The organism is Duganella sp. GW821-FHT07F09 (genome assembly GCF_059418705.1).
In genome coordinates, this window is the sequence record NZ_JBWKQJ010000001.1 from 431,716 (window position 1) to 453,163 (window position 21,448).

A 21,448-nucleotide genomic window follows, 5' to 3' on the forward strand; every position below is an offset into this window, starting at 1 on the left:
GTGAGGTGATAAACTCCAACATTGACCTTCACCGCCACCTGACATGCATACTCTAGAGCAGTTGCGCGCTGGCGCCCTCACCGGCGTCCAGCGCCTGCAAATGCGCGGCGGCCTCACCGAGTTCCCGCGCGAAATCTTCGATCTGGCCGACTCGCTGGAAATCCTCGACCTGTCCGGCAATGCGCTGTCGTCGCTGCCCGACGAGCTGCCGCGCCTGCACAAGCTGCGCATCATCTTCTGTTCCGACAACCAGTTCACCGAACTGCCGGCGGTGCTGGGTGCCTGCCCCGCGCTGACGATGGTCGGCTTCAAGGCCAACCGGATACGCACGGTCCCGGCGGCATCGCTGCCCGCGCAATTGCGCTGGCTTGTGCTAACTGACAATGCGATCGAGGAACTGCCCGCCGAGCTGGGACAACGTCCGGCGCTGCAAAAGCTGATGCTGGCCGGGAACCGCCTGCGTGCCCTGCCCGCCACCATGGCGCAACTGCACCGGCTCGAACTGCTGCGCATCGCCGCCAACCAGCTGGCCGAGTTTCCTACGTGGCTGCCCGCCCTGCCCCGGCTGACCTGGCTTGCGTACGCCGGCAATCCGTTCTGCGAACAGCGCGAGGTCGCGATGACCGGCATGCCGTCCGCCGCCATCGGCTGGGAACAGCTGGCGTTAAAACAAAAGCTGGGCGAAGGCGCATCGGGAGTGATCCACCGCGCCGACTACCGGCACGACGGCGCGACGGAAGACGTCGCCGTCAAGCTGTTCAAGGGTGCGATGACCAGCGACGGTTCGCCGCTGTGCGAGATGGCAGCCTGCATCGGCGCAGGCGCGCATCCGAACCTGATCCCGGTGCTTGGCCACCTGGAGCGCCATCCTGATGATGCGGATGGCCTCGTGATGTCGCTGATCGATCCCGAATTCGTCAACCTGGCGGGGCCGCCAAGCCTGGAGAGCTGCACGCGTGACATCTACGATGCAGGCAAACACTTCGACCTCGCGTCCACGCTGGAAATCGCCCACGGCATCGCCTCCGCCGCCGCCCGCCTGCACCAGCGCGGCATCATGCATGGCGACCTGTACGGGCACAACATCATGCATTGCGGACGAGGTCGAACCCTGCTGGGCGACTTCGGCGCGGCCTCGTTCTACGATCCCGCGTCGCCTGAAGCCTTGCCGCTGCAACGGCTTGAAGTGCGGGCTTTCGGCTTCCTGCTGGAAGAGCTCGCCGAGCGCTGCGAGGCTACGGCGGCGACACAGCCCGCGCTCGCGCGCCTTCGTCAACTGCGCGACGTCTGTCTGCACTCGGACAGCGCGGCGCGCCCATTGTTCGCCGACATCGAAACGCAACTGCGCAGGCTCAAACAGGACTAGACAAGACGTTCTAGATATTTTATTCTACATCCATGATCACCGTAGCCCCACCCAAACCGACCGCCTCCGAGCTGGAAATGTTGCGCCTGCTGTTCGCGCTCGGCCCGGCCACCGCCAAGCAGGTGCACGCCGCCGCGCTCGAAACGCGACCGGACATGAACTACGCCACCGTGCTGCGTCTGCTACAAGTGATGCACACCAAAGGCCTGCTGACGCGCGACGAAAGCCAGCGCGCCCATATCTACGCGCCCGCGCAGGAACAGGACTCGATCCAGACCAATCTGCTTAAGGACCTGATCCAAAAAGCCTTCTCCGGCTCCGGCAAGGCGCTGGTGCTGGCCGCCCTGCGCGGCGGCCACGTCAGCAAGAAAGAGCGCGCGGAGATCCAGGCGTTGCTAGATCAGGAAAAGTAAAGCTTTGAAGTACCTCGGCATCTCACGTGCATCGCCTCATTAAATGAAACCATCGTCGGCCCGAACTGCTTTTTGAGTGCGACGCTCGGCATTCCGGCGTTCTATCAATGCGGGAGGCATGGCAGCTGTTGCTCCACGCCGTTTAATCTTGCGCGACGTTCTTAGCGCCACTATGCCGCGCGCGCGCATATAGCTTCGCAATCGCGCCACCAACAGGGCAGCCACCAATGCATCTATCTCCACATTGTTACCCCCGGACGTTTTCATCTGCCGTGCATACTCCCCGACCACCTTGCCGTAGACATGCATATTCCGAAGCTCATCAGCTTCGTTACGGAGCCGCTCTCCCTCACGCCAGACATCGATATTGAAAAGGCGAGCCAACAGTGCGCAGGCCCGCTTTGCGAACGGCTGCAGCGCGCCCACGATTGTGAGTGCTTTGCGCACCGCAATCAGCCAATTCAAGTCCATGATCAGACATGTTCGCGATTTGCTTCAGACTCATCGTCGGATGCGACTTTTTTCGCCGGCTTGAGCGAGCCTAACCGGAAACCCTGACGCCGCTGCCGTGCGCTTTCCTTACGCAAGTCAGCGGTTTTCATCAACTCCCGCATCGTTGGCAAGCCCAGTTCGTCAAGCAGATTCGGGTCGTCAACCGGCACGCCGAGCAATGGCGCAATCGCATCGAGCATACGCGCCATTAACAACTCGGATTCCGACGCAGTTAGTCCAGGCATCTTAGGAATCGGCATCCGCGTCCCGTCCACAAAATCAGCCGGTAATTTGGCCGCCAGCGCTTTCAGCTCATCAATCTGCTTTGGCGTAATGCCGTACTTAAGCATCAATGGTTCTGCAACTAAGAAGTCCATAGCGCCACCCGCTTTTGCGTGATCAAAATAGTTAGACTTGAGCTCAACTATTAAAGTTCAACGCATTGATCTCTATTTGTCATCGGCTGGATCTCTGCATTAAGGGCAACTGCGCGGAGCGGTCGCTCCGCCGCCCACGCGATTTCCCCTACAATGGAGCCCTTTTTCCCTCCACGCCCGTCACAATGATCAGCCGCTTCAACTCCTGGCCCGAACATCCGCACCCCGTCATCGCCGTCATGCTCGCCGTTGCGATCTGCGCCGTACCAGTCGTGCTGCCGCACGCCAACCTGGCCAACCTGATGCCCAATCTGTTCGCATATGTGTTCGCCTGCGTGCTGGCCTACCCTGTCGCGGCCGTGCTGCGCCATCGCGTCACCAGCCTGCCGGTGCTTTGGGGCGTGGCCGCGCTGATCCTGCTGGGGCTGTGTCTGTATCACACAAATATCATCGTCGAGACCGCCGACGCGGCCTGGCCGCAGCGGCGCGACGCCACCCTGGGCAAGTTCCTGTTCAACCTGCCGCAACTGACTTTGGGTGTGCTGTGCTGGTGGCTGTTGGTGGTCCGGCCGGATCGGCGCAAACTGAAATAAGAACTACTCCGGGGAAATCCGCACAGATATCGCCCCGAGGCGCACAGTTGCCGAGAAGAACTTGCTGTCCAGGACGCAATTCTGATAGTCTTGTTCACATTACACTATTCGAGGTCCGCGCCATGAGTCAGAAAGCACGAGTCACGCGCCGCCACCAAGTCCGTCATGCTGCCACGCTGACGATGACCGACGAAACCAGCCTTCCGGCCCACACGCTGGACCTGTCGCAGGGCGGCGTCAGCCTTCAAACGTCCAGTCAGATCCGGCTGGCGCAATACTGCGCGGTGTCGTTCCAGGTGCAATTGAGCGATGGCGCCCACAAGGTGCTGGCGATGGGCCAGGTGGTCTACAGCGACCCGGACGCCGAGTTGGGCTACAAGACCGGCGTCCAATTCCTGCGGCTCGACCACGGCAGCGTCGACGTCATCCGCCAGCTACTGCAGGAACCCGCCTAAGCGACGCGCCAACAGCCATGTAAAGTTTGCTTGACATCGCATTCCTCTCGTCCTAAGATGTAAAGCATACTTTACACACGGAGGAAGCGATGCGTACTCAAACCGAACCGAAGTTTTCCGCAGCCGAACGCAAGGCCGGGGCCGCCTATGTGCGCGAGCTACTCGGGAGCATCACCATCTATGCCGCCCTGCTGATCCCCTCGATCATCTACGGGCAGGCGATGGAAGCGGGCCCGCTCAAGACCGTCGTCCTGACGTGTCCGATGATCGGTTTTGTGCTGATGATCTGGGCGATCGCGCGCCAAGTCGGGCGGATGGACGAATACCAGCGCATCGTCATGCTGGAGACGTTCGCGCTGGCGGCCGCATTGACCGCCGCCGTGACTTTCACCTACGGCTTCATGGAGAACGCCGGCTATCCGCGCCTGAGCATGTTCTACGTATGGGGCGTGATGGGCTTTTCGTGGCTGGCCATCGGACTGCTGCGCTGCTGGAAGACGTGGCGATGAACAACACGATCCGCGAACTGCGCGCCGAGCGCGGCTGGAGCCAGGCCTACCTGGCCGACCAGCTGGCCGTCTCGCGCCAAACCGTCAACGCCATCGAAACGGGCCGCTACGACCCGAGCTTGCCGCTGGCCTTCGCCATCGCCAAGCTGTTCGACAAGACGATCGAAGCTATCTTCACTCCGTGATGCGAAGGCTAAAGACGACTGCTAAGAAATGCGGACACCTCTTTCGCGATGACCGGCATAAAGCCCTTTTCCAGCCAGTCGAAATCTTTGCGCTTCGAGAGTAAATGGTAGCGGTCTGGGAAACGCAGATAGACCAGGTCGGCGCCTTCGCTGTTCGCCCGATCAGCCAGCACAACCTGTCTGTCCACACAGACTTGCCGGTCCTTGTCTCCCCAGATGAAGAGCCCGGGTATCCGCCGCCGCTGCATCACCTCGGCCGGCGACGTCTGTCCATAAAAATAAAATTGCATCGTTGCGTCAGTGGCGTCGGGCACTCTCATTCCGTTTGCTTGGAGCATCCACCGAAGTCCTCCAGCCCCCGACACATCCCGGAAATACTCCATGATTTCTTCATAGTAAAGCTCGGAACGCTTGGCCAGCAAGTACCGGTTTCGGGAGTTCCATTCCCCGCTATGGCTCAACCATCCATCAACACTCATAAAGTTGTTTAAGCCGGTCTTGTAGCCCTGTTTAATTTCTTCATTCGTCACGACGCTGTCGGCATTGGCGTCGAATTTATCGAGATTTTCCGTCATGCGTCCGTTCGCCTGCCAATGGGCGATTGTTTCCATTTTTTCGGCTGGCGACCCGAGGGAAATGAAACCCCGTGGCTTAACGTGCCCTCTGTCAGCAAGTACCGCCGCGTGCATGAGTCCTTCCGAAAAGCCAAATAAGAACAATTTATCCCGACCGGCAGGCATAAGATTCTGAACTTCAGGCAGCATGTGCTCGATAGCTTCCCAGTATCTCTCCGGCGTAGATCGACCAACCACATCAATATCCATGCACCTGTTTCGTAAGGTTCTTTCAGTGATCCCTCGCTTTAACACATTTTGACGACACCGTTTCTGCGGCGGTAACACGCCTGGGTTGTCAAAGCGGATCACGGCGACGCCTTCCTTCACCAGTGCGGCGGAAAGCTCTTTCAGAGGCAAACGATCCCCCCAAACTGTTTCCATTGCCCTCACCATCCAGCCATCGCGATCGCTCGGAACGGCGGCGGACAAAAATAACACCACGGGTCCGTTCCAGTTTTCCAACGCTCCCGAAGGCCAATCAATTTGCCCACGCAGAGGTTCTATTGACGTACTGGGCGCGGCGGAGAATTGACGGCTCTGCTGCGCGGAAACCGAGAATGTCCACCCTATTAAAGATATTGCTAAACAAAATAAGATTGCTCGCTTGGATACTTGGTTTTTCATCGTTGCCCCAGTCAGACTGGCGACCGCCAGAGATGTGCCCAGCCCGTTCCAGGCTTTCGTCAACCCATGGTGCCAGCAGACGGCACCCAAACATTGCTCTACAGCAATCTCCCTGCAAAAAAGGTTTCGCGCCGGAAAACCGATAAAAAAAAGCCCGGTTCCGCATCATGCGGAACCGGGCCCCTTTAAACGCAACGAATTGCGTTCAGTTGTCTATCAACGCTGTTCCAGCGGCTTGACGTCGCGGGTGGTCGAACCGACGAACAGCTGGCGTGGACGGCCGATTTTCTGTTCCGGATCGGCGATCATTTCGTTCCACTGGGCGATCCAGCCGATGGTGCGGGCCATGGCGAAGATACCGGTGAACAGCGACACAGGGATGCCCAGCGCCGATTGCACGATGCCTGAGTAGAAGTCGACGTTCGGGTACAGTTTGCGCGAGACGAAGTATTCGTCGTTCAGCGCGATCTTTTCCAGTTCCATCGCCAGCTTGAACAGCGGGTCGTCCTGCAGGCCTAGCTCTTCCAGCACTTCGTAGCAGGTCTCGCGCATCAGCTTGGCGCGCGGGTCGAAGTTCTTGTACACGCGGTGACCGAAGCCCATCAGCTTGACGCCGGAGTTCTTGTCCTTGACCTGCTCGATGAACTTAGGAATGTTCTCGACGGTGCCGATTTCCTTGAGCATGGTCAGCGCGGCTTCGTTGGCGCCGCCGTGGGCAGGGCCCCACAGGCAGGCGATACCGGCGGCGATACAGGCGAACGGATTCGCGCCCGACGAACCGGCCAGACGGACGGTCGAGGTCGATGCGTTCTGCTCGTGGTCCGCGTGCAGGATCAGGATACGGTCGAGGGCGCGCACCAGCACGTCGTTGACTTTGTATTCTTCGCACGGGTTGCCGAACATCATGCGCATGAAGTTGGCGCTGTACGACAGGTCGTTGCGCGGATACATGAACGGCTGGCCCATCGAGTACTTGTACGCCATGGCGACCAGGGTCGGCATTTTGGCGATCAGGCGGATGGCCGAGATTTCACGCTGCTTGGCGTCGTTGATGTCGAGCGAGTCGTGGTAGAACGACGCCAGCGCGCCGACGGTGCCGACCAGCACCGACATCGGGTGCGCGTCGCGGCGGAAGCCGCGGAAGAAGAATTGCATCTGCTCGTGGACCATCGTGTGCTTGGTCACGGTTTCAACGAATTCGGCCTTCTGCACGGTGTTCGGCAGTTCGCCGTTCAGCAGCAGGTAGCAAGATTCCATGAAGTCGGCGTTCACGGCCAGCTGTTCGATCGGGTAGCCGCGGTACAGCAGCTCGCCCTTGTCGCCGTCGATGTAGGTGATCGTCGAGTTGCACGCTGCGGTCGACATGAAGCCTGGATCGTAGGTGAACTTGCCGGTGCCCGCGTACAGCTTGCGGATGTCGATCACGTCGGGACCGACGGTACCTTTGTAGATCGGAAATTCCACCGCAGGGCTGCCATCGGAGAACGACAGGGTGGCTTTGTTGTCAGAAATATTCATGGACTCTTCCTTTTTTAGGGAGATGAAGGTAAATAAAACGCGAAAATTCTGGTTGCCTTCGTAGTCTCAGGCCAGTCTTAGTCGTTGCAGCAATGCATGCACGTGCGGCAGATCGACCTCGCCTTCCGGCTCTTTACGGGCCAGTACCAGATCCATCAGGGCATTGTCCGACAAATCGAGGAGCCGCGTGAACGCGTCCACTTCCTCGTCGGTCAATTCGGTTTCATGCGCATCGAGAAAACGGGTGAGGATGATGTCGTTTTCCAGCAGACCCCGGCGTGAGCGCCAGCGCAGGCGCGCTCTATTGGCTGGGTCCGACTGATGCGCAGATTGGTTCGGTTCAGTCATGGGTCACTACTTTACACTGCGCGCGCCAATCGTGCTGGAGCGCCACTACTAAAACGGAACGGACAAAAAACGGGCGGCGCCAAGGCCGCCCGCAATTGCGCTTTAAATGGCGCGGCGTACCATCAGCTCTTTGATCTTGCCGATCGCCTTGTTCGGGTTCAAACCCTTGGGGCAAACATCGACGCAATTCATGATCGAGTGGCAGCGGAACAGGCGGTACGGGTCTTCCAGGTTGTCCAGGCGCGCGCCGGTCGCTTCGTCGCGCGAGTCGGCGATGAAGCGGTAGGCTTGCAGCAGGCCGGCCGGGCCGACGAACTTGTCCGGATTCCACCAGAACGACGGGCACGACGTCGAGCAGCACGCGCACAGGATGCACTCGTACAGGCCGTCGAGTTCTTCGCGTTCGGTCGGCGACTGCAGGCGTTCCTTTTCAGGACGGATCGAGTCGTTGATCAGGTATGGCTTGATCGAATCGTACTGCTTGAAGAACTGGGTCATGTCGACGATCAGGTCGCGGATCACCGGCAGGCCCGGCAGCGGACGCAGCACGATAGGCTCGGTCAGCTCGTTCAGGTTGGTGGTGCAGGCCAGGCCGTTCTTGCCGTTGATGTTCATCGCGTCCGAACCGCACACGCCTTCGCGGCACGAGCGGCGCAGGGCCAGCGAATCGTCGACGTCGGACTTGATGCGCTGCAGGGCGTCGAGCAGCATCTTGTCGGTGTCCTTGAGCTCGACCGTCACGTCCTGCATGTACGGCTTGGCGTCCTGGTCCGGATCGTAACGATAAATTTTCAGTTTGAGAGTGCGTGCCATGTTCTAGCCTTAGAAAGTACGTGGTTTCGGTTTGAAGGTATCAACCGTCAATGGCTTGGTCACGACCGCCTTGTATTCCAGGCGGTTGCCTTCCGAGTACCACAGGGTGTGCTTCATCCAGTTGTCGTCGTCGCGCTGCGGGAAATCGTTGTGGGCGTGGGCGCCGCGCGATTCCTTGCGGGCCACGGCCGACGTGATGGTCGCCTTGGCCGTTTCGATCAGGTTGTCCAGTTCCAGCGCTTCGACGCGCGCGGTGTTGAACACCTTGGATTTGTCCTTGAACGAGACGTGCTTGCGACGCTCGTCGAGCACCATGATTTCCTTGGCGCCCTGGGTCAGCATCTCGTCGGTACGGAACACGCCGCAGTACTTCTGCATCGTGGCGCGGATGTCGTTGGCGACGCCCTGCACTTTTTCCGAGCCGGTCGAGGTTTCCAGCTTGTTCAGACGGTCCATCGCGTAGTCCGAGGCGTCCTTCGGCAGCGGCTTGTTTTCCTTCTGCTTGAGGTTCGACGCCACCACGTGGTTGCCGGCGGCACGGCCGAACACCAGCAGGTCGAGCAGCGAGTTGGTGCCCAGGCGGTTGGCGCCGTGCACCGAGACGCAGGCGCATTCGCCGATCGCGTACAGGCCGTTGACGATCTTCTGCGTGCCGTCGCCGTTCGGCGTGACGACCTGGCCATGGATGTTGGTTGGAATACCGCCCATCTGGTAGTGGATGGTCGGCACGACGGGAATCGGTTCCTTGGTCGCATCGACGTTGGCGAACTTGTGGCCGATTTCCAGGATCGACGGCAGGCGCTTGGCGATGGTGTCGGCGCCGATGTGGCGCAGGTCCAGCATCACGTGGTCCTTGTTCGGACCGCAGCCGCGGCCTTCCTTGATCTCCTGGTCCATCGAGCGCGACACGAAGTCGCGCGGCGCCAGATCCTTCAAGGTCGGCGCGTAGCGCTCCATGAAACGCTCGCCTTCGGAGTTGATCAGGATACCGCCCTCGCCGCGCACGCCCTCGGTGATGAGGACGCCCGCGCCGGCCACGCCGGTCGGGTGGAACTGCCAGAACTCCATGTCCTGCAGCGGCAGGCCGGCGCGCGCGGCCATGCCCATACCGTCGCCGGTGTTGATGAAGGCGTTGGTCGAGGCGGCGAAGATGCGGCCGGCGCCGCCGGTGGCGAAGATGGTGGTCTTCGCTTCCAGGATCATCGTTTCGCCGGTTTCCATTTCCAGAGCCACCACGCCGACGACGTCGCCTTCGGCGTCGCGGATGATGTCGAGCGCCATCCATTCGACGAAGAAGTGGGTGCGGGCGCGGACATTGCGCTGGTACAAGGTGTGCAGCAGCGCGTGGCCGGTGCGGTCGGCCGCGGCGCAGGCGCGCTGCACGGCTTTTTCACCGAAGTTGGCGGTGTGGCCGCCGAACGGACGCTGGTAGATGGTGCCGTCGGGATTGCGGTCGAACGGCATGCCGAAGTGTTCCAGCTCGTAGACGACCTTCGGTGCTTCGCGGCACATGAATTCGATGGCGTCCTGGTCGCCCAGATAGTCGCCGCCCTTGACGGTGTCGAACATGTGCCAGAACCAGTTGTCCTCAGCCATGTTGCCCAGCGAGGCGCCGATGCCGCCCTGCGCCGCCACGGTGTGCGAACGGGTCGGGAAGACTTTGGACAACACGGCGACGTTCAGGCCAGCTTCGGCCAGTTGCAGCGAGGCGCGCATGCCGGAGCCGCCGGCGCCGACGATTACCGCGTCAAAGCGGCGGGTTGGAATTCCAGTTTTAATAGCTGCCACGATTACACACTCCAGAGTATCTGTACCGACCATACGGCACAAGCGATCAACCACAGCATGGTGGCGATTTGCAGGGTCAGGCGAACGCCGACGGCTTTGACGTAGTCCATCCAGACGTCGCGCATACCGACCCAGGCGTGATAGAACAAGCCGAACAAGGTCACGGCGGAAATCAATTTGAACCATTGCTGAGCGAACAGCGCGGCCCAGCCTTCATAGGTGAAGTTCTGGCCGGTCAGGAAGGAAATCAGCAGGATGGCGGTGTAGAGCACCATCATGACGGCGGTCACGCGCTGGGCCAGCCAGTCGCGCATGCCATAGTGGGCGCCGACGACCAGGCGCTTCGGGCCGATGTTATTGTTAGCCATATCAGAACACTCCAAACAGTTTCAGGGCGACCAGCGCGGTCAGGACCAGGCTGATGACCAGCACGGCGGCCGACGAATTGCGCGCCGAATCCTTGTCCAGGCCGATGTGGGTGTCCATCACCAGGTGGCGTACGCCGGCGCAGAAGTGGTGGAAGTAGCCCCAGCACAGCGCCAGGATGATCAGCTTGACCAGCGGGTAGGTGATGAAGCCTTGATAGTGCGCGAAGGAAATCTCGGAACGCAGGCTCTCTTGCAGCAAATACAGCACGAATGGCAGCAACAGACACATCAGGACACCGCTGATGCGGTGCAGGATGGAGACGATGGCGGCCAGGGGCTGGCGATAGTTGAGCAATTCTGTAACATGGATATTACGGAATTCCCGCCGTTCTTTTTTAGGGACTTCCCTTACGGCTTCTGACATAACAAGACCTCCTCAGGCTTAAACAAAAATTGGTTAGACCGCGATTTTCGCCGATTTCCGCGCCGATAACCAATATCTATTGTTACATATAACTAAAATAGTGTTTTGCAACACTGTCCGGCGGCCGCTTTCCGCAGCTCAACGTATTATCAGCGCAACAATGCTACCGTGGTGTGACGCACGGTTTGTTGTACGCTACCTGACGCGCTTTTTCGCCCGCCAGGGTCTCCTGCTCCACCCGATGGGTTCGGTTCAATTCAATTCGTTGTGATAGTGGTGCCGCTCGGTCAGATACTGTCCCCGGCGCAACTCCACCGGCTTGTCGCCATACGTGAACGACACCCGTTCCGACGCCAGCAGCGGCGTATCGATGGCGATGTGCAGCAGCGCGGCCACGCCGGCGTCGGCGCACACGGCGCGGATCTTCTCGGTCGCCCGGATCATGCGGGTGCCGAATTCGGACTCGAACAGCCCGTACATCGGGCCCTTGTATTCGACCAGCCGCTCGGCGGTCAATCCCTTGAACGTCACGCCGGGCAGCCACATCTCCTCGACGATGGTGGGCACGCTGTCGAACGACTGCACGCGCTTGATGAAGATGACGGCGTCGCCGGACTTCAGGTCGAGCAGGCGCGCCACGTCGGCGGGCGCGCGCATGCGCTTGACTTCAATGAACTTACTTTCAGGATAGTGCGGCACGCCCTCGTCGGGCAGCAGCTTGAGGAAGCGGAAATGGGCGCGCGCCTCATGGTGGGTGGCGACGAAGGTGCCCTTGCCCTGCTTGCGCATGACCAGGTTCTCGGCGGCCAGCTCGTCGATGGCCTTGCGCACCGTGCCCTGGCTGACCTTGAAGCGGTTGGCCAGCTCGACCTCGCTGGGGATCAACTCGCCCGGTTTCCACTCCCCCGATTGCAAGCTCTGTGTTATCAGCGCCTTGATTTGCTGGTAAAGTGGGGAGAATGTCGGCGAACTGCCGGCCGGCAGGCCTGGCGCACCCGCCGTCGCTGCCGCCGAAGCGGCCGGCGGCGATGTCGCCGAACCCGCCGACGATCCTGCTGCGCCACCGGCACTTGAGGCTGGGCTGCTGCTGTTCGGATTGGGCGGGACGGGATTCATAGACCGAGATTTCACCACAAATGACCACTTCCGTCCAGCAAAACCGGCAACAACTTATCTGTCTTATATAAGACATAAGATAGGATTGACAGAAGCTAGTTACACGCCTACACTCCGCAGCCATGCGCTTATATGCGGTGGATTTGCAGTATCATTATGGATTAGGTTTTCCCGGGCCGGCACGGGCCGGATTTAAGAACGCGGTCAAGAACACTTTCATTCCCACTTTGGAGATTCATCATGGCTAAAACCCCAATGCGTGTTGCTGTCACCGGCGCCGCCGGTCAAATCGGTTACGCTCTGCTGTTCCGCATCGCCAACGGCGACATGCTCGGCAAAGACCAGCCGGTCATCCTGCAACTGCTGGAAATCGCCGACGAAAAGGCACAGAAAGCCCTCAAGGGCGTCATGATGGAAATCGACGACTGCGCCTTCCCGCTGTTGACCGAGATGACCGCCCACTCCGACCCGATGACCGCCTTCAAGGATGTCGACGTCGCCGTGCTGGTCGGCGCCCGTCCACGCGGTCCAGGCATGGAACGCAAAGACCTGCTGGAAGCGAACGCCCAGATCTTCACCGTGCAAGGCAAGGCGCTGGACGCCGTCGCTTCGCGCAACGTTAAAGTGCTGGTCGTCGGCAACCCTGCCAACACCAACGCCTACATCGCCATGAAATCGGCGCCGTCGCTGCCGGCCAAGAACTTCACCGCCATGCTGCGCCTGGACCACAACCGCGCGCTGTCGCAAGTGGCCGCCAAGACCGGCACCGCCGTCAAGGACATCGAGAAGCTGACCGTGTGGGGCAACCACTCGCCAACGATGTACGCCGACTACCGTTTCGCCACCGTCGGCGGCAAGGCCGTCAAGGACCTGATCAACGACCAGGAATGGAACGCCAACGTGTTCCTGCCGACCGTCGGCAAGCGCGGCGCCGCCATTATCGAAGCGCGCGGCCTGTCGTCGGCCGCGTCGGCCGCCAACGCCGCCATCGACCACGTCCACGACTGGATGCTGGGCACCAACGGCAAGTGGACCACCATGGGCGTTCCTTCGGACGGTTCGTACGGCATCCCTGAAGGCACCATGTTCGGCTTCCCTGTCACCACCGAAAACGGCGAATACAAAATCGTCCAGGGCCTGGAAATCGACGCCTTCTCGCAAGAGCGCATCAACCTGACCCTGAAAGAACTGACCGAAGAGCGCGAAGGCGTCAAGCACCTGCTGCCGTAATCCTCTTCGTGCATTAAGTGGAACCGGTTAAACCACCGATCCGCCGCACCCGCCGCGCTGCCGAGAGCAGCGCGGCGTCTGTTCCGCCCTTGTCAGACGCACCCGCCCTACCCGAGGCACCAGCCATTCAGCCAACCGCCATTCCAGACCACACCCGCATGCACCCATCCGAGGTTTTATTCCAGGGCAATCGCCAGCCGCTGCTACTGCCGGCCTGCGACCACTACGCCGGCTCCGAAAAGCTGATGCGCAAATCGATCGCTCTGCAACAAGAACTTGGCCCGCTGTTCGACATCACGCTCGACTGCGAGGACGGCGCCAGCGCCGGCAACGAGGCCGCCCACGCGCGCCTGGTGGCCGAGCTGCTGGACTCCGACGACAACAAATTCAACCGCATCGGCGCCCGCGTGCACGATGTCGGCAGCCCGTTCTTCGCCCAGGACGTCGAGATCATCTGCGCCGCCGCCCGGCGCCTGGCCTACCTGGTGCTGCCGAAGGTCAACGGCGCGCGGGAAGTCGTCGACGCCATCGCGCTGATCAACCGGCACGCCGAAAAAGCCGGCCGCAAAGATTTGCCGATCCACGTGCTGATCGAAACCCACGGCGCGCTGCGCCAGGCCTACGACATCGCCGCCATTCCACAGGTGCAGTGCCTGTCGTTCGGCATCATGGACTTCATCTCGTCGCACTACGGCGCCATTCCCGGCGCGGCCATGCGCACGCCGGGCCAGTTCACGCACCCGCTGGTGGTGCGCGCCAAGCTGGAAATCTCGGCCGCCTGCCACGCGCACGGCAAGGTGCCGTCGCATAACGTCACCACCGAGATCAAGGACACGGCGGTCGCCGCCAACGACGCCCAGCGCGCCGCCGCCGAATTCGGCTACACGCGCATGTGGAGCATCCACCCTAACCAGATCAAGCCGATCATCAAGACCTTCACGCCGCGCCTCTCGGAAGTCAACGAGGCGGCCGCCATCCTGCTGGAGGCGGCGGCCGTGCAGTGGGGGCCGATCGCCCAGAACGGGCGCTTGCACGACCGCGCCAGCTACCGATATTATTGGACCGTTTTACAGCGCGCCAAACTGGCCGGGCTGACCCTGCCCGAGTCGGTGGCCGCGCTGATGAACCCCGCCGACCACCCACTGGAAACAAACTGATGTCGATCTCCAAACTATTCATGGCCTGCAGCCTCGCGCTGGCCTCGCTGTCGCTCGCCGCCGGCGCCCACGCCGCAGCGGAAACCACCAAAACCCCGGTCAAAAAGACGGTGAAGAAATCCACCAAGAAGGCCGCCAAGCCGGTGGAGGAAGCCGTGCCGAAGGCGCCCGACGAGGAAGCCGACGAACCGGCCATCACCGATTCGGCCGTCACCGAGTTCGACTGCGAACTGGGCAACAAGATCACGATTTACGCCAACACCAACGACGAGGCGCACATCGCGCTGCGCTGGAAGAAACGCCTGCACCGCCTGACGCGCGTGGGCACGACCACCGGCGCCAACCGCTTCGAAAACAAATTGTACGGCCTGATCTGGATCGGCATTCCAGCCAAGGGCATGCTGCTCGATTCCAAATTGAACCGCCAGCTGGCCAACGAATGCCGCAACGCCGAGCAATTGAAGCCGGTCACGACCTCCGAGGCCGAGCCGACCAGCACCAAGATCACGATCCAGTAATACGCAGCACCCAGCAGAACAACGCAAAACGGTTCCAAAACGGGCGCGCCGCCACGGGCGCTTGCACAACGTTGTACTTCAATAAATAGACGATACCCACTGAAGGAGAGGTCATGTCCCGCAACACTCTGAACACGCTTAAGGATTTCAACATTTCGGGCAAGAAGGCGAAGTTCTATTCGCTGCCTGCACTGGAGAAGAGCCTGGGCGCCAAAATCTCCCGCCTGCCGGTATCGATCCGTGTTGTGCTGGAATCCGTGCTGCGCAACTGCGACGGCAAAAAAGTCACCGAAGAACACATCAAGCAGCTGGCCAACTGGAGCCCGACCGGCGAGCGCACCGACGAGATCCCGTTCGTCGTCGCCCGCGTGGTGCTGCAGGACTTCACCGGCGTGCCACTGCTGGCCGACCTGGCCGCGATGCGCAACGTCGCCTACAAGATGGGCATCAACGCCAAGAAGATCGAACCGCTGGTCCCTGTCGACCTGGTGGTCGACCACTCGGTCACCATCGACCACTTCCGCGAGCCTGGCGCGCTGGACCTGAACATGAAGCTGGAATTCTCGCGCAACAACGAGCGCTACCAGTTCATGAAATGGGGCATGCAGGCGTTCGACACCTTCGGCGTGGTGCCGCCGGGCTTCGGCATCGTCCACCAGGTCAACCTGGAATACCTGGCGCGCGGCGTGCACAAGGATGCGGCCGGCGTGTACTACCCTGATTCGCTGGTCGGCACCGACTCGCACACCACCATGATCAACGGCATCGGCGTGGTCGGCTGGGGCGTGGGCGGCATCGAGGCCGAAGCCGGCATGCTGGGCCAGCCGGTCTACTTCCTGACCCCGGACGTGATCGGCGTCAACCTGACCGGCGTGCTGCGCGAAGGCTGCACCGCGACCGACCTGGTGCTGACCATCACCGAACTGCTGCGCAAGGAAAAAGTCGTCGGCAAGTTCGTCGAATTCTTCGGCGAAGGCACCGAGACCCTGTCGGTCACCGACCGCGCCACCATCGCCAACATGGCGCCTGAATACGGCGCGACGATGGGCTTCTTCCCGGTCGACGACGCCACCATCGAATACTTCGAAGGCACCGGCCGCAGCAAGGCGGAAATCGACGCCTTCGCCGCCTACTTCAAGGCGCAGGGCATGTACGGCGTATCGAAAGCCGGCGAGATCGACTACACCCGCGTGGTGGAACTGAACCTCACGAGCGTCACGCCATCGTTGGCCGGCCCCAAGCGTCCACAGGACCGTATCGAAATCGGCAACGTGAAAAACAACTTCACCGAACTGTTCTCGAAACCGACCACCGAAAACGGCTTCAACAAAAAGCCGGAAGACCTGACCAAGACCTACACCACCACCAACGGCGTGGACGTGAAAAACGGCGACGTGCTGATCGCGGCGATCACCTCGTGCACCAACACGTCGAACCCGAGCGTGCTGCTGGCCGCCGGCCTGCTGGCCAAGAAGGCCGTCGAAGCCGGCCTGACGGTCGCGCCGCACATCAAGTCGTCGCTGGCGCCCGGCTCGCGCGTGGTCACCGAGTACCTGACCGCCGCCGGCCTGCTGCCATACCTGGAGCAACTGGGCTTCGGCGTGACCGCCTACGGCTGCACCACCTGCATCGGCAACGCCGGCGACCTGACCCCGGAACTGAACGCCGCCATCACCTCGAACGACATCGTCGCTTCGGCCGTGCTGTCCGGTAACCGTAACTTCGAAGCGCGGATCCACCCGAACATCCGTTCGAACTTCCTGGCCTCGCCACCGCTGGTGGTGGCCTACGCCATCGCCGGCAACATGACCGTCGACCTGATGACCCAGCCGGTCGGCAAGGGCACCAACGGCAAGGACGTGTACCTGGGCGACATCTGGCCGACCTCGAAAGAGATCGCCAAGCTGATGAAGTTCGCGATGAACTCGAAAGTGTTCAAGACCAACTACGCCGACGTCAAGGGCAACCCGGGCAAGCTGTGGGAACACGTGTCGACCACCGAAGGCCAAGTATACAACTGGCCGGCGTCGACCTACATCGCCGAGCCACCGTTCTTCGACGGCTTCGAGATGACCCCGAAAGCGGTCGCCACCGGCATCGAAGGCGCGCGCGCTCTGGGCGTGTTCGGCGACTCGATCACCACCGACCACATCTCCCCTGCCGGCTCCATCAAGGAAGACGGCCCGGCGGGCAAATGGCTGCTGGCCAACGGCGTGCTCAAGGCGGACTTCAACTCCTACGGCTCGCGTCGCGGCAACCACGAGATCATGATGCGCGGCACCTTCGCCAACGTGCGCATCAAGAACAAGATGATCCCGCCAAAAGCGGACGGTTCGGCGGTCGAAGGCGGCATCACGATCCACCAGCCGTCGGGCGAACAATTGTCGATCTACGACGCGGCGATGAAGTACGTCGCCGAAGGCACCCCGACCATGGTGTTCGGCGGTGAAGAGTACGGTACCGGCTCGTCGCGCGACTGGGCCGCCAAGGGCACCCAACTGCTGGGCGTGAAGGCCGTGATCGTGCGTTCGTTCGAACGTATCCACCGCTCCAACCTGGTCGGCATGGGCGTGCTGCCGCTGCAATTCATCGGCACCGACAGCGTCGAATCGCTGGGCATCACCGGCAAGGAAACCTACGACTTGAAGGGCCTGGAAGGCGAGATCAAGCCGCAACAGCTGGCAACGCTGGTGATCCACCGCGCCGACGGCTCGAGCCAGGAAGTCAAAGTGTTGTTGCGTATCGACACTCCAATCGAAGTCGATTACTACAAGCACGGCGGTATTCTGCCATTCGTGCTGCGCCAGCTGCTCGCTGCATAATCAAGCACTTAAACTAGTTTCATACGCTAGTACCCGCCAAAAACACCCTGCCCGCTTCGGCGGCGGGGTGTTTTTTTTCGTCTCGTCCGATTGAAAACATTTCCCAAGTGAAATTACTTGTCGCATAATCGACTTTCCGATGGATTATTTTTAACATTTAAGCTCCCCGAGCTGAAAGGTAAACATGTCGAAGAAGCCGGAAATTGCGTTGGAACGTAGAACTTTTTGTGCAGGCTCGCTCAGTCTGGCGGCCCTGGGGCCGCTGGCGCTGGCCGGTTGCGGCGGCGGTTCGGCCGACGGCGCCCAACCGGCCGCCGGCGCGCCCCGCCTGCTGGCCGGCGGCACCGTTGTCGGCACCCAGGCCGCCCGCGTCTTCAAGCATCCCGGCCTGCTGCACACCGAGGCCGACTTCGACCGCATGCGCGCCAAGGTCGCCGCCGGCGCGCAGCCCTGGCTCGACGGCTGGAACAAACTGCTCACCACCGGCCGCTCGCACCTGGGCAACGACCCGCGCCCGCTGACCACCGTGGTGCGCGGCGGCAACGGCCAGAACTTCGCCCAGCTGTACATCGACACGGCCCGCGCCTACCAGATCGCGGTGCGCTGGAAAGTGACCAACGACGTCGCCTACGCCAACAAAGCGATCCAGTACCTGAACGAGTGGTCGGCCAAGTTGACCACCATCACCGGCAACGCCGACCGCTTCCTGGCGGCAGGCATCTACGGCTACCAGTTCGCCAACGCCGCCGAGATCATGCGCACCTACGAGGGCTGGGCGCCGGCCGACCTGGCGCGCTTCCAGAACATGATGCTGACCGTGTTCTATCCGATGAACCACCATTTCCTGACGGCGCACAACGATGCCGACATCACCAACTACTGGGCCAACTGGGACCAGTGCAACCTGGCCTCGATCCTGGCCATCGGCGTGTTGTGCGACCGCCAGGACCTGTACGACGAGGCCATCAGCTACTACAAGACCGGCGCCGGCAATGGCGCCGCCAACCAGGCGGTGCGCTTCATCCATCCGGGCTATCTGGGACAATGGCAGGAAAGCTCGCGCGACCAGGGCCACACCACCTTGGGCATCGGCCTGGCCGGCGTCTTCTGCGAGATGGCGTGGAACCAGGGCGACGACCTCTACGGCTACGACAACAACCGCTTCCTGGCCGGCGCCGAGTACGTCGCCAAGTCCAACCTGGCCGACGCCAACAACAACCTGTACTACACGTCCATGCCCTTCGACCCCTATACCAACCGCCACGGCACGGGCGGCGGGATCTCCCCGGCGGGCCTGCCGGCCACGCGGGTGGTATGGGAAATGGTGCGCAACCACTACGTCAACCGGCTGGGCCTGGCGGCGCCCTGGGTCACCTTGATGACCAAAAAGATCGGCCCCGAAGACGACGGCGGCAACGGCGACCAATTCGGCCTCGGCACCCTGACCTTCTCGCGCGACCCGATCGCCGCCGGCGCCGCGCCGAGCGGGCTGACCGCGCGCCTGATCGGCGGCAAGGTCGAGCTGTCGTGGTGGGGTTCGGCCTACGCCACCGAGTACACGGTCAAGCGCGCCACCACGGCCGGCGGCCCGTACACCACCGTGGCCGGCGGCATTACCGATCTGCTGACCTTCACCGACAGCGGCATGGCCGCCGGCGCCTATTATTATGTCGTCACCGCGGCCACGCCGACCGGCGAAAGCGCGCCATCCAACGAGGCCAAGGCGGACACGGCGCTGACCCTGCTGACCCGGCTGGGCGCGCTGAGCTTCAACGGCGTCAACGAATACCTCGCCCTGCCGGCCGGCATCGCCTCCGGCCTGGCCGACTTCACCATCGCCGTCAAGGTGTACTGGAACGCGGCGCGCGACTGGGAACGGGTGTTCGACTTCGGCAACGGCACGAGGCAGTACCTGTTCATGACGCCGCGCGCCGCGCGCGGCGGCCTGGCGTTCACCATCTCCAACAACGGCGGCTACGGCAGCCAGACGGTATCCACCCCGACGCCGCTGGCGACCGGCCGGTGGGTGCATGTGGCGGTGACGTTGTCGGGATCGACCGCCACCTTGTACGTGAACGGCAGCCAGGTCGGCGTCAACACGGCAATGACGCGCGCGCCGTTCCGCCTGGACAGCACCGAGAGCAACTGGCTCGGCCGCTCGCAGTATCCGGCCGATCCCTACTTCAACGGCAAGGTGGACGACTTCCGCATCTACAACGGTGCCATGACGGCCGAGCAGGTCGCCGCGCTGGCGATCGCCTGACGGACCGGCGCCCCGGCGTCCGCGCGCGGTCCCGGCCGCGCGCGGACTTGATTTATCCCCCCCTGTCCCGAACTAATAAGAGTTAGCTGAGCGAATCAACTACAATACGTGTCATAAGGGTTATCATCTGCATGACTGATCCGCTTTTTTCACTAATTTTATAAGACTCTTATTGCGCTATGCGTCGTCCATCTAAAGATTCATCCCATAAATTGTCTGTCGAAAGCCAGCGCCTCGTCACCTACGCCCAGGCGGTCGGTCAGGCGGCCAGCCGGCTGGAAGAACGGTCGTGGGAACACAACCTCGATGCACAGCTCCAGAAACTCCTCAAGACCGGCCACCAGGACACCATCGACGCCACGCTCAACGCGCTGTTCAAGGAAGACTTGAACGCTTACGACGTGTTGATGGATGGCGTCGAAGCGGTCAGCGAATCGAGCAGCATCACCATCGACACCGCCGACGGCGTGGCCAAGCAGTACGACGTGCTGCTGGTGGCCGCGCCCATCCTGGCCTGGACCCGCTTCTCGATCGCCTCGGGCGCGATTCCGGCCGACATCCTGCAAACCTTGTCGGCGCACTTCAGCGCCCACCTGCTGGCCGACGGCACGCGCATGGCGATGTCGCCGACCCTGTTCTCGATCGACCAGCTGCCGCGCAGCCACGTAGAGACCTATGGCAAAGTGCACAAGCTGGCGCAGGCCGCGATCAAGGGCACGGTGCTCAAGGCCGACACCAAGGTGCCGGAGACGGCGCCATTCCTGGCCGACACGCGCTACCTGCTGGTGGCGGTCGTGGCCCCGGCCGGCGCCCCGCTGTTCCGCTGGCAGATGCCTTCGAATCAAAGCAACTTCGCCAACGAGCGCGCCACCGCGCTGGAGCAATGGCGCGAGCAGGTCACGCCGACGGTCACCCGTCTGCTGCCGGGCTGCGGCATCGAGCTGCTGCTGCCGGAGGCCTACTACATGGCCTGCCGCGAGGCGGACAAGCTCATCCGTCCGGTGTCGATCCGCGCCGCCGTGCACTACCTGACGCATACCCTGGCGGTCGAACCGTCGGAGCTGCGCGCGGTGATCGCCGGCTTCGGCGAGGAAAACGCCGACGGCCAGATCGACGAATACCGCGTGGCGTTCACGCAGCGTTCGACGCCGGATGTGATCTACGGCGTGGTGTGGCCGCTGTACGGACAGGAAGACGAGGAAGGCACGCCGCCGGAAGGCCCGCTGCAAGGCGGTCCGGGCGGTGTGGTGCAGAAACCGGTCACGCCGGTGGAGGAAATCGTCGCGCACCTGAACGCGGCCGGCATCACGCAGATCAAGAAGCACGCCGAGCGCTATGTGAACGAGTTCTGCGACGATTGCGGGGCGCCGTTGTTCGCCGACCCGGTCGGGGAATTGGCGCACGCCGAAATGCCGGAAGACGCGCCCAGCGGCACAGAGCATTTCCACTAAT

22 protein-coding genes are annotated in these 21,448 nt (G+C 61.8%); 12 read left to right on the forward strand and 10 right to left on the reverse strand.

Annotated features, from left to right (window positions below):
• Positions 1-43 precede the first annotated feature (43 nt).
• The gene (locus tag AC07P1_RS01930) at positions 44-1,366 is read left to right on the forward strand and encodes a protein kinase (RefSeq protein ID WP_494694241.1); all 1,323 of its coding nucleotides are present in this window, start codon (positions 44-46) and stop codon (positions 1,364-1,366) included.
• A 32-nt stretch (positions 1,367-1,398) separates the two neighbouring features.
• Entirely contained in the window at positions 1,399-1,779 is a 381-nt protein-coding gene (locus tag AC07P1_RS01935) for a BlaI/MecI/CopY family transcriptional regulator (RefSeq protein WP_494694242.1), read from the forward strand.
• A gap of 39 nt (positions 1,780-1,818) precedes the next feature.
• Here the strand turns inward: AC07P1_RS01935 and AC07P1_RS01940 are convergent, their stop codons facing one another.
• Complete coding sequence (locus AC07P1_RS01940; RefSeq protein WP_494694243.1) at positions 1,819-2,244, reverse strand: hypothetical protein; 426 nt, start codon at positions 2,242-2,244, stop codon at positions 1,819-1,821.
• Positions 2,245-2,252: 8 nt separating this feature from the next.
• Positions 2,253-2,648: a hypothetical protein gene (locus AC07P1_RS01945; RefSeq protein ID WP_494694244.1), complete on the reverse strand. Its 396-nt coding sequence runs from the start codon at positions 2,646-2,648 to the stop codon at positions 2,253-2,255.
• Positions 2,649-2,833: 185 nt separating this feature from the next.
• Between AC07P1_RS01945 and AC07P1_RS01950 the strand changes: the two genes are divergently transcribed.
• The 4 genes from AC07P1_RS01950 to AC07P1_RS01965 all read left to right on the forward strand — a co-directional run bounded on the left by AC07P1_RS01950 (position 2,834) and on the right by AC07P1_RS01965 (position 4,390).
• Positions 2,834-3,241 (forward strand): hypothetical protein, encoded by a 408-nt coding sequence (locus AC07P1_RS01950; protein WP_315217650.1) that lies wholly within the window; start codon positions 2,834-2,836, stop codon positions 3,239-3,241.
• A 122-nt stretch (positions 3,242-3,363) separates the two neighbouring features.
• Positions 3,364-3,696: a PilZ domain-containing protein gene (locus tag AC07P1_RS01955; protein ID WP_315217653.1), complete on the forward strand. Its 333-nt coding sequence runs from the start codon at positions 3,364-3,366 to the stop codon at positions 3,694-3,696.
• Positions 3,697-3,785: 89 nt separating this feature from the next.
• Positions 3,786-4,205, forward strand: coding sequence for a hypothetical protein (locus tag AC07P1_RS01960; protein ID WP_494694245.1), 420 nt, complete (start codon positions 3,786-3,788; stop codon positions 4,203-4,205).
• Entirely contained in the window at positions 4,202-4,390 is a 189-nt protein-coding gene (locus tag AC07P1_RS01965) for a helix-turn-helix transcriptional regulator (RefSeq protein WP_494694246.1), read from the forward strand. Before AC07P1_RS01960 ends, AC07P1_RS01965 begins: the two co-directional genes overlap by 4 nt.
• Before the next feature lie 8 nt (positions 4,391-4,398).
• On the opposite strand, the gene AC07P1_RS01970 is transcribed toward AC07P1_RS01965, so the two are convergent.
• From AC07P1_RS01970 to AC07P1_RS02005, 8 genes are all read right to left on the reverse strand, one after another.
• Positions 4,399-5,631: an alpha/beta fold hydrolase gene (locus tag AC07P1_RS01970; protein WP_494694247.1), complete on the reverse strand. Its 1,233-nt coding sequence runs from the start codon at positions 5,629-5,631 to the stop codon at positions 4,399-4,401.
• Between the two features lie 216 nt (positions 5,632-5,847).
• Positions 5,848-7,149, reverse strand: a complete 1,302-nt coding sequence (gene gltA / locus AC07P1_RS01975) for a citrate synthase (RefSeq protein ID WP_494694248.1) — start codon at positions 7,147-7,149, stop codon at positions 5,848-5,850.
• 66 nt (positions 7,150-7,215) lie between these two features.
• Positions 7,216-7,497 carry an FAD assembly factor SdhE gene (locus AC07P1_RS01980; RefSeq protein WP_090314619.1) on the reverse strand — a complete coding sequence of 94 codons (282 nt, stop codon included), beginning with the start codon at positions 7,495-7,497 and terminating at the stop codon, positions 7,216-7,218.
• A gap of 102 nt (positions 7,498-7,599) precedes the next feature.
• Positions 7,600-8,310, reverse strand: coding sequence for a succinate dehydrogenase iron-sulfur subunit (locus AC07P1_RS01985; RefSeq protein ID WP_090314620.1), 711 nt, complete (start codon positions 8,308-8,310; stop codon positions 7,600-7,602).
• Between the two features lie 9 nt (positions 8,311-8,319).
• Positions 8,320-10,098: a succinate dehydrogenase flavoprotein subunit gene (gene sdhA / locus AC07P1_RS01990; RefSeq protein WP_494694249.1), complete on the reverse strand. Its 1,779-nt coding sequence runs from the start codon at positions 10,096-10,098 to the stop codon at positions 8,320-8,322.
• A 2-nt stretch (positions 10,099-10,100) separates the two neighbouring features.
• Positions 10,101-10,466 (reverse strand): succinate dehydrogenase, hydrophobic membrane anchor protein, encoded by a 366-nt coding sequence (gene sdhD, locus AC07P1_RS01995; protein ID WP_494694250.1) that lies wholly within the window; start codon positions 10,464-10,466, stop codon positions 10,101-10,103.
• A 1-nt stretch (position 10,467) separates the two neighbouring features.
• Positions 10,468-10,890 carry a succinate dehydrogenase, cytochrome b556 subunit gene (gene sdhC / locus AC07P1_RS02000; RefSeq protein WP_494694251.1) on the reverse strand — a complete coding sequence of 141 codons (423 nt, stop codon included), beginning with the start codon at positions 10,888-10,890 and terminating at the stop codon, positions 10,468-10,470.
• A gap of 252 nt (positions 10,891-11,142) precedes the next feature.
• A complete protein-coding gene (locus tag AC07P1_RS02005) occupies positions 11,143-12,006 on the reverse strand; it encodes a GntR family transcriptional regulator (protein WP_494694252.1) in 864 nt (287 codons plus the stop codon).
• A gap of 240 nt (positions 12,007-12,246) precedes the next feature.
• Here AC07P1_RS02005 and AC07P1_RS02010 point away from each other — a divergent pair, with 240 nt between their 5' ends.
• From AC07P1_RS02010 to AC07P1_RS02035, 6 genes are all read left to right on the forward strand, one after another.
• Positions 12,247-13,236, forward strand: coding sequence for a malate dehydrogenase (locus AC07P1_RS02010; protein WP_090314625.1), 990 nt, complete (start codon positions 12,247-12,249; stop codon positions 13,234-13,236).
• 158 nt (positions 13,237-13,394) lie between these two features.
• Positions 13,395-14,393 carry an HpcH/HpaI aldolase/citrate lyase family protein gene (locus AC07P1_RS02015; RefSeq protein WP_494694253.1) on the forward strand — a complete coding sequence of 333 codons (999 nt, stop codon included), beginning with the start codon at positions 13,395-13,397 and terminating at the stop codon, positions 14,391-14,393.
• Positions 14,393-14,911 carry a hypothetical protein gene (locus tag AC07P1_RS02020; RefSeq protein WP_494694254.1) on the forward strand — a complete coding sequence of 173 codons (519 nt, stop codon included), beginning with the start codon at positions 14,393-14,395 and terminating at the stop codon, positions 14,909-14,911. The genes AC07P1_RS02015 and AC07P1_RS02020 overlap by 1 nt, the downstream gene beginning before the upstream one ends.
• 113 nt (positions 14,912-15,024) lie before the next feature.
• Entirely contained in the window at positions 15,025-17,733 is a 2,709-nt protein-coding gene (acnA, locus tag AC07P1_RS02025) for an aconitate hydratase AcnA (protein WP_494694255.1), read from the forward strand.
• Positions 17,734-17,941: 208 nt separating this feature from the next.
• A complete protein-coding gene (locus AC07P1_RS02030; RefSeq protein WP_494694256.1) occupies positions 17,942-19,996 on the forward strand; it encodes a LamG-like jellyroll fold domain-containing protein in 2,055 nt (684 codons plus the stop codon).
• 179 nt (positions 19,997-20,175) lie between these two features.
• Positions 20,176-21,447 (forward strand): DUF2863 family protein, encoded by a 1,272-nt coding sequence (locus AC07P1_RS02035; RefSeq protein ID WP_494694257.1) that lies wholly within the window; start codon positions 20,176-20,178, stop codon positions 21,445-21,447.
• Position 21,448: the final 1 nt, after the last annotated feature.

Coding starts and splice junctions, on each gene's coding strand:
- AC07P1_RS02005 (WP_494694252.1), bottom strand. CDS start 12,006: ATGAATCCCGTCCCGCCCAATCCGAACAGCAGCAGCCCAGCCTCAAGT.
- AC07P1_RS01930 (WP_494694241.1), top strand. CDS start 44: ATGCATACTCTAGAGCAGTTGCGCGCTGGCGCCCTCACCGGCGTCCAG.
- AC07P1_RS01960 (WP_494694245.1), top strand. CDS start 3,786: ATGCGTACTCAAACCGAACCGAAGTTTTCCGCAGCCGAACGCAAGGCC.
- AC07P1_RS02020 (WP_494694254.1), top strand. CDS start 14,393: ATGTCGATCTCCAAACTATTCATGGCCTGCAGCCTCGCGCTGGCCTCG.
- AC07P1_RS01935 (WP_494694242.1), top strand. CDS start 1,399: ATGATCACCGTAGCCCCACCCAAACCGACCGCCTCCGAGCTGGAAATG.
- sdhC (WP_494694251.1), bottom strand. CDS start 10,890: ATGTCAGAAGCCGTAAGGGAAGTCCCTAAAAAAGAACGGCGGGAATTC.
- AC07P1_RS01945 (WP_494694244.1), bottom strand. CDS start 2,648: ATGGACTTCTTAGTTGCAGAACCATTGATGCTTAAGTACGGCATTACG.
- sdhD (WP_494694250.1), bottom strand. CDS start 10,466: ATGGCTAACAATAACATCGGCCCGAAGCGCCTGGTCGTCGGCGCCCAC.
- AC07P1_RS02015 (WP_494694253.1), top strand. CDS start 13,395: ATGCACCCATCCGAGGTTTTATTCCAGGGCAATCGCCAGCCGCTGCTA.
- AC07P1_RS01950 (WP_315217650.1), top strand. CDS start 2,834: ATGATCAGCCGCTTCAACTCCTGGCCCGAACATCCGCACCCCGTCATC.
- gltA (WP_494694248.1), bottom strand. CDS start 7,149: ATGAATATTTCTGACAACAAAGCCACCCTGTCGTTCTCCGATGGCAGC.
- AC07P1_RS01985 (WP_090314620.1), bottom strand. CDS start 8,310: ATGGCACGCACTCTCAAACTGAAAATTTATCGTTACGATCCGGACCAG.
- AC07P1_RS02035 (WP_494694257.1), top strand. CDS start 20,176: ATGCGTCGTCCATCTAAAGATTCATCCCATAAATTGTCTGTCGAAAGC.
- acnA (WP_494694255.1), top strand. CDS start 15,025: ATGTCCCGCAACACTCTGAACACGCTTAAGGATTTCAACATTTCGGGC.
- AC07P1_RS01965 (WP_494694246.1), top strand. CDS start 4,202: ATGAACAACACGATCCGCGAACTGCGCGCCGAGCGCGGCTGGAGCCAG.
- AC07P1_RS02010 (WP_090314625.1), top strand. CDS start 12,247: ATGGCTAAAACCCCAATGCGTGTTGCTGTCACCGGCGCCGCCGGTCAA.
- AC07P1_RS01970 (WP_494694247.1), bottom strand. CDS start 5,631: ATGAAAAACCAAGTATCCAAGCGAGCAATCTTATTTTGTTTAGCAATA.
- AC07P1_RS01980 (WP_090314619.1), bottom strand. CDS start 7,497: ATGACTGAACCGAACCAATCTGCGCATCAGTCGGACCCAGCCAATAGA.
- AC07P1_RS01955 (WP_315217653.1), top strand. CDS start 3,364: ATGAGTCAGAAAGCACGAGTCACGCGCCGCCACCAAGTCCGTCATGCT.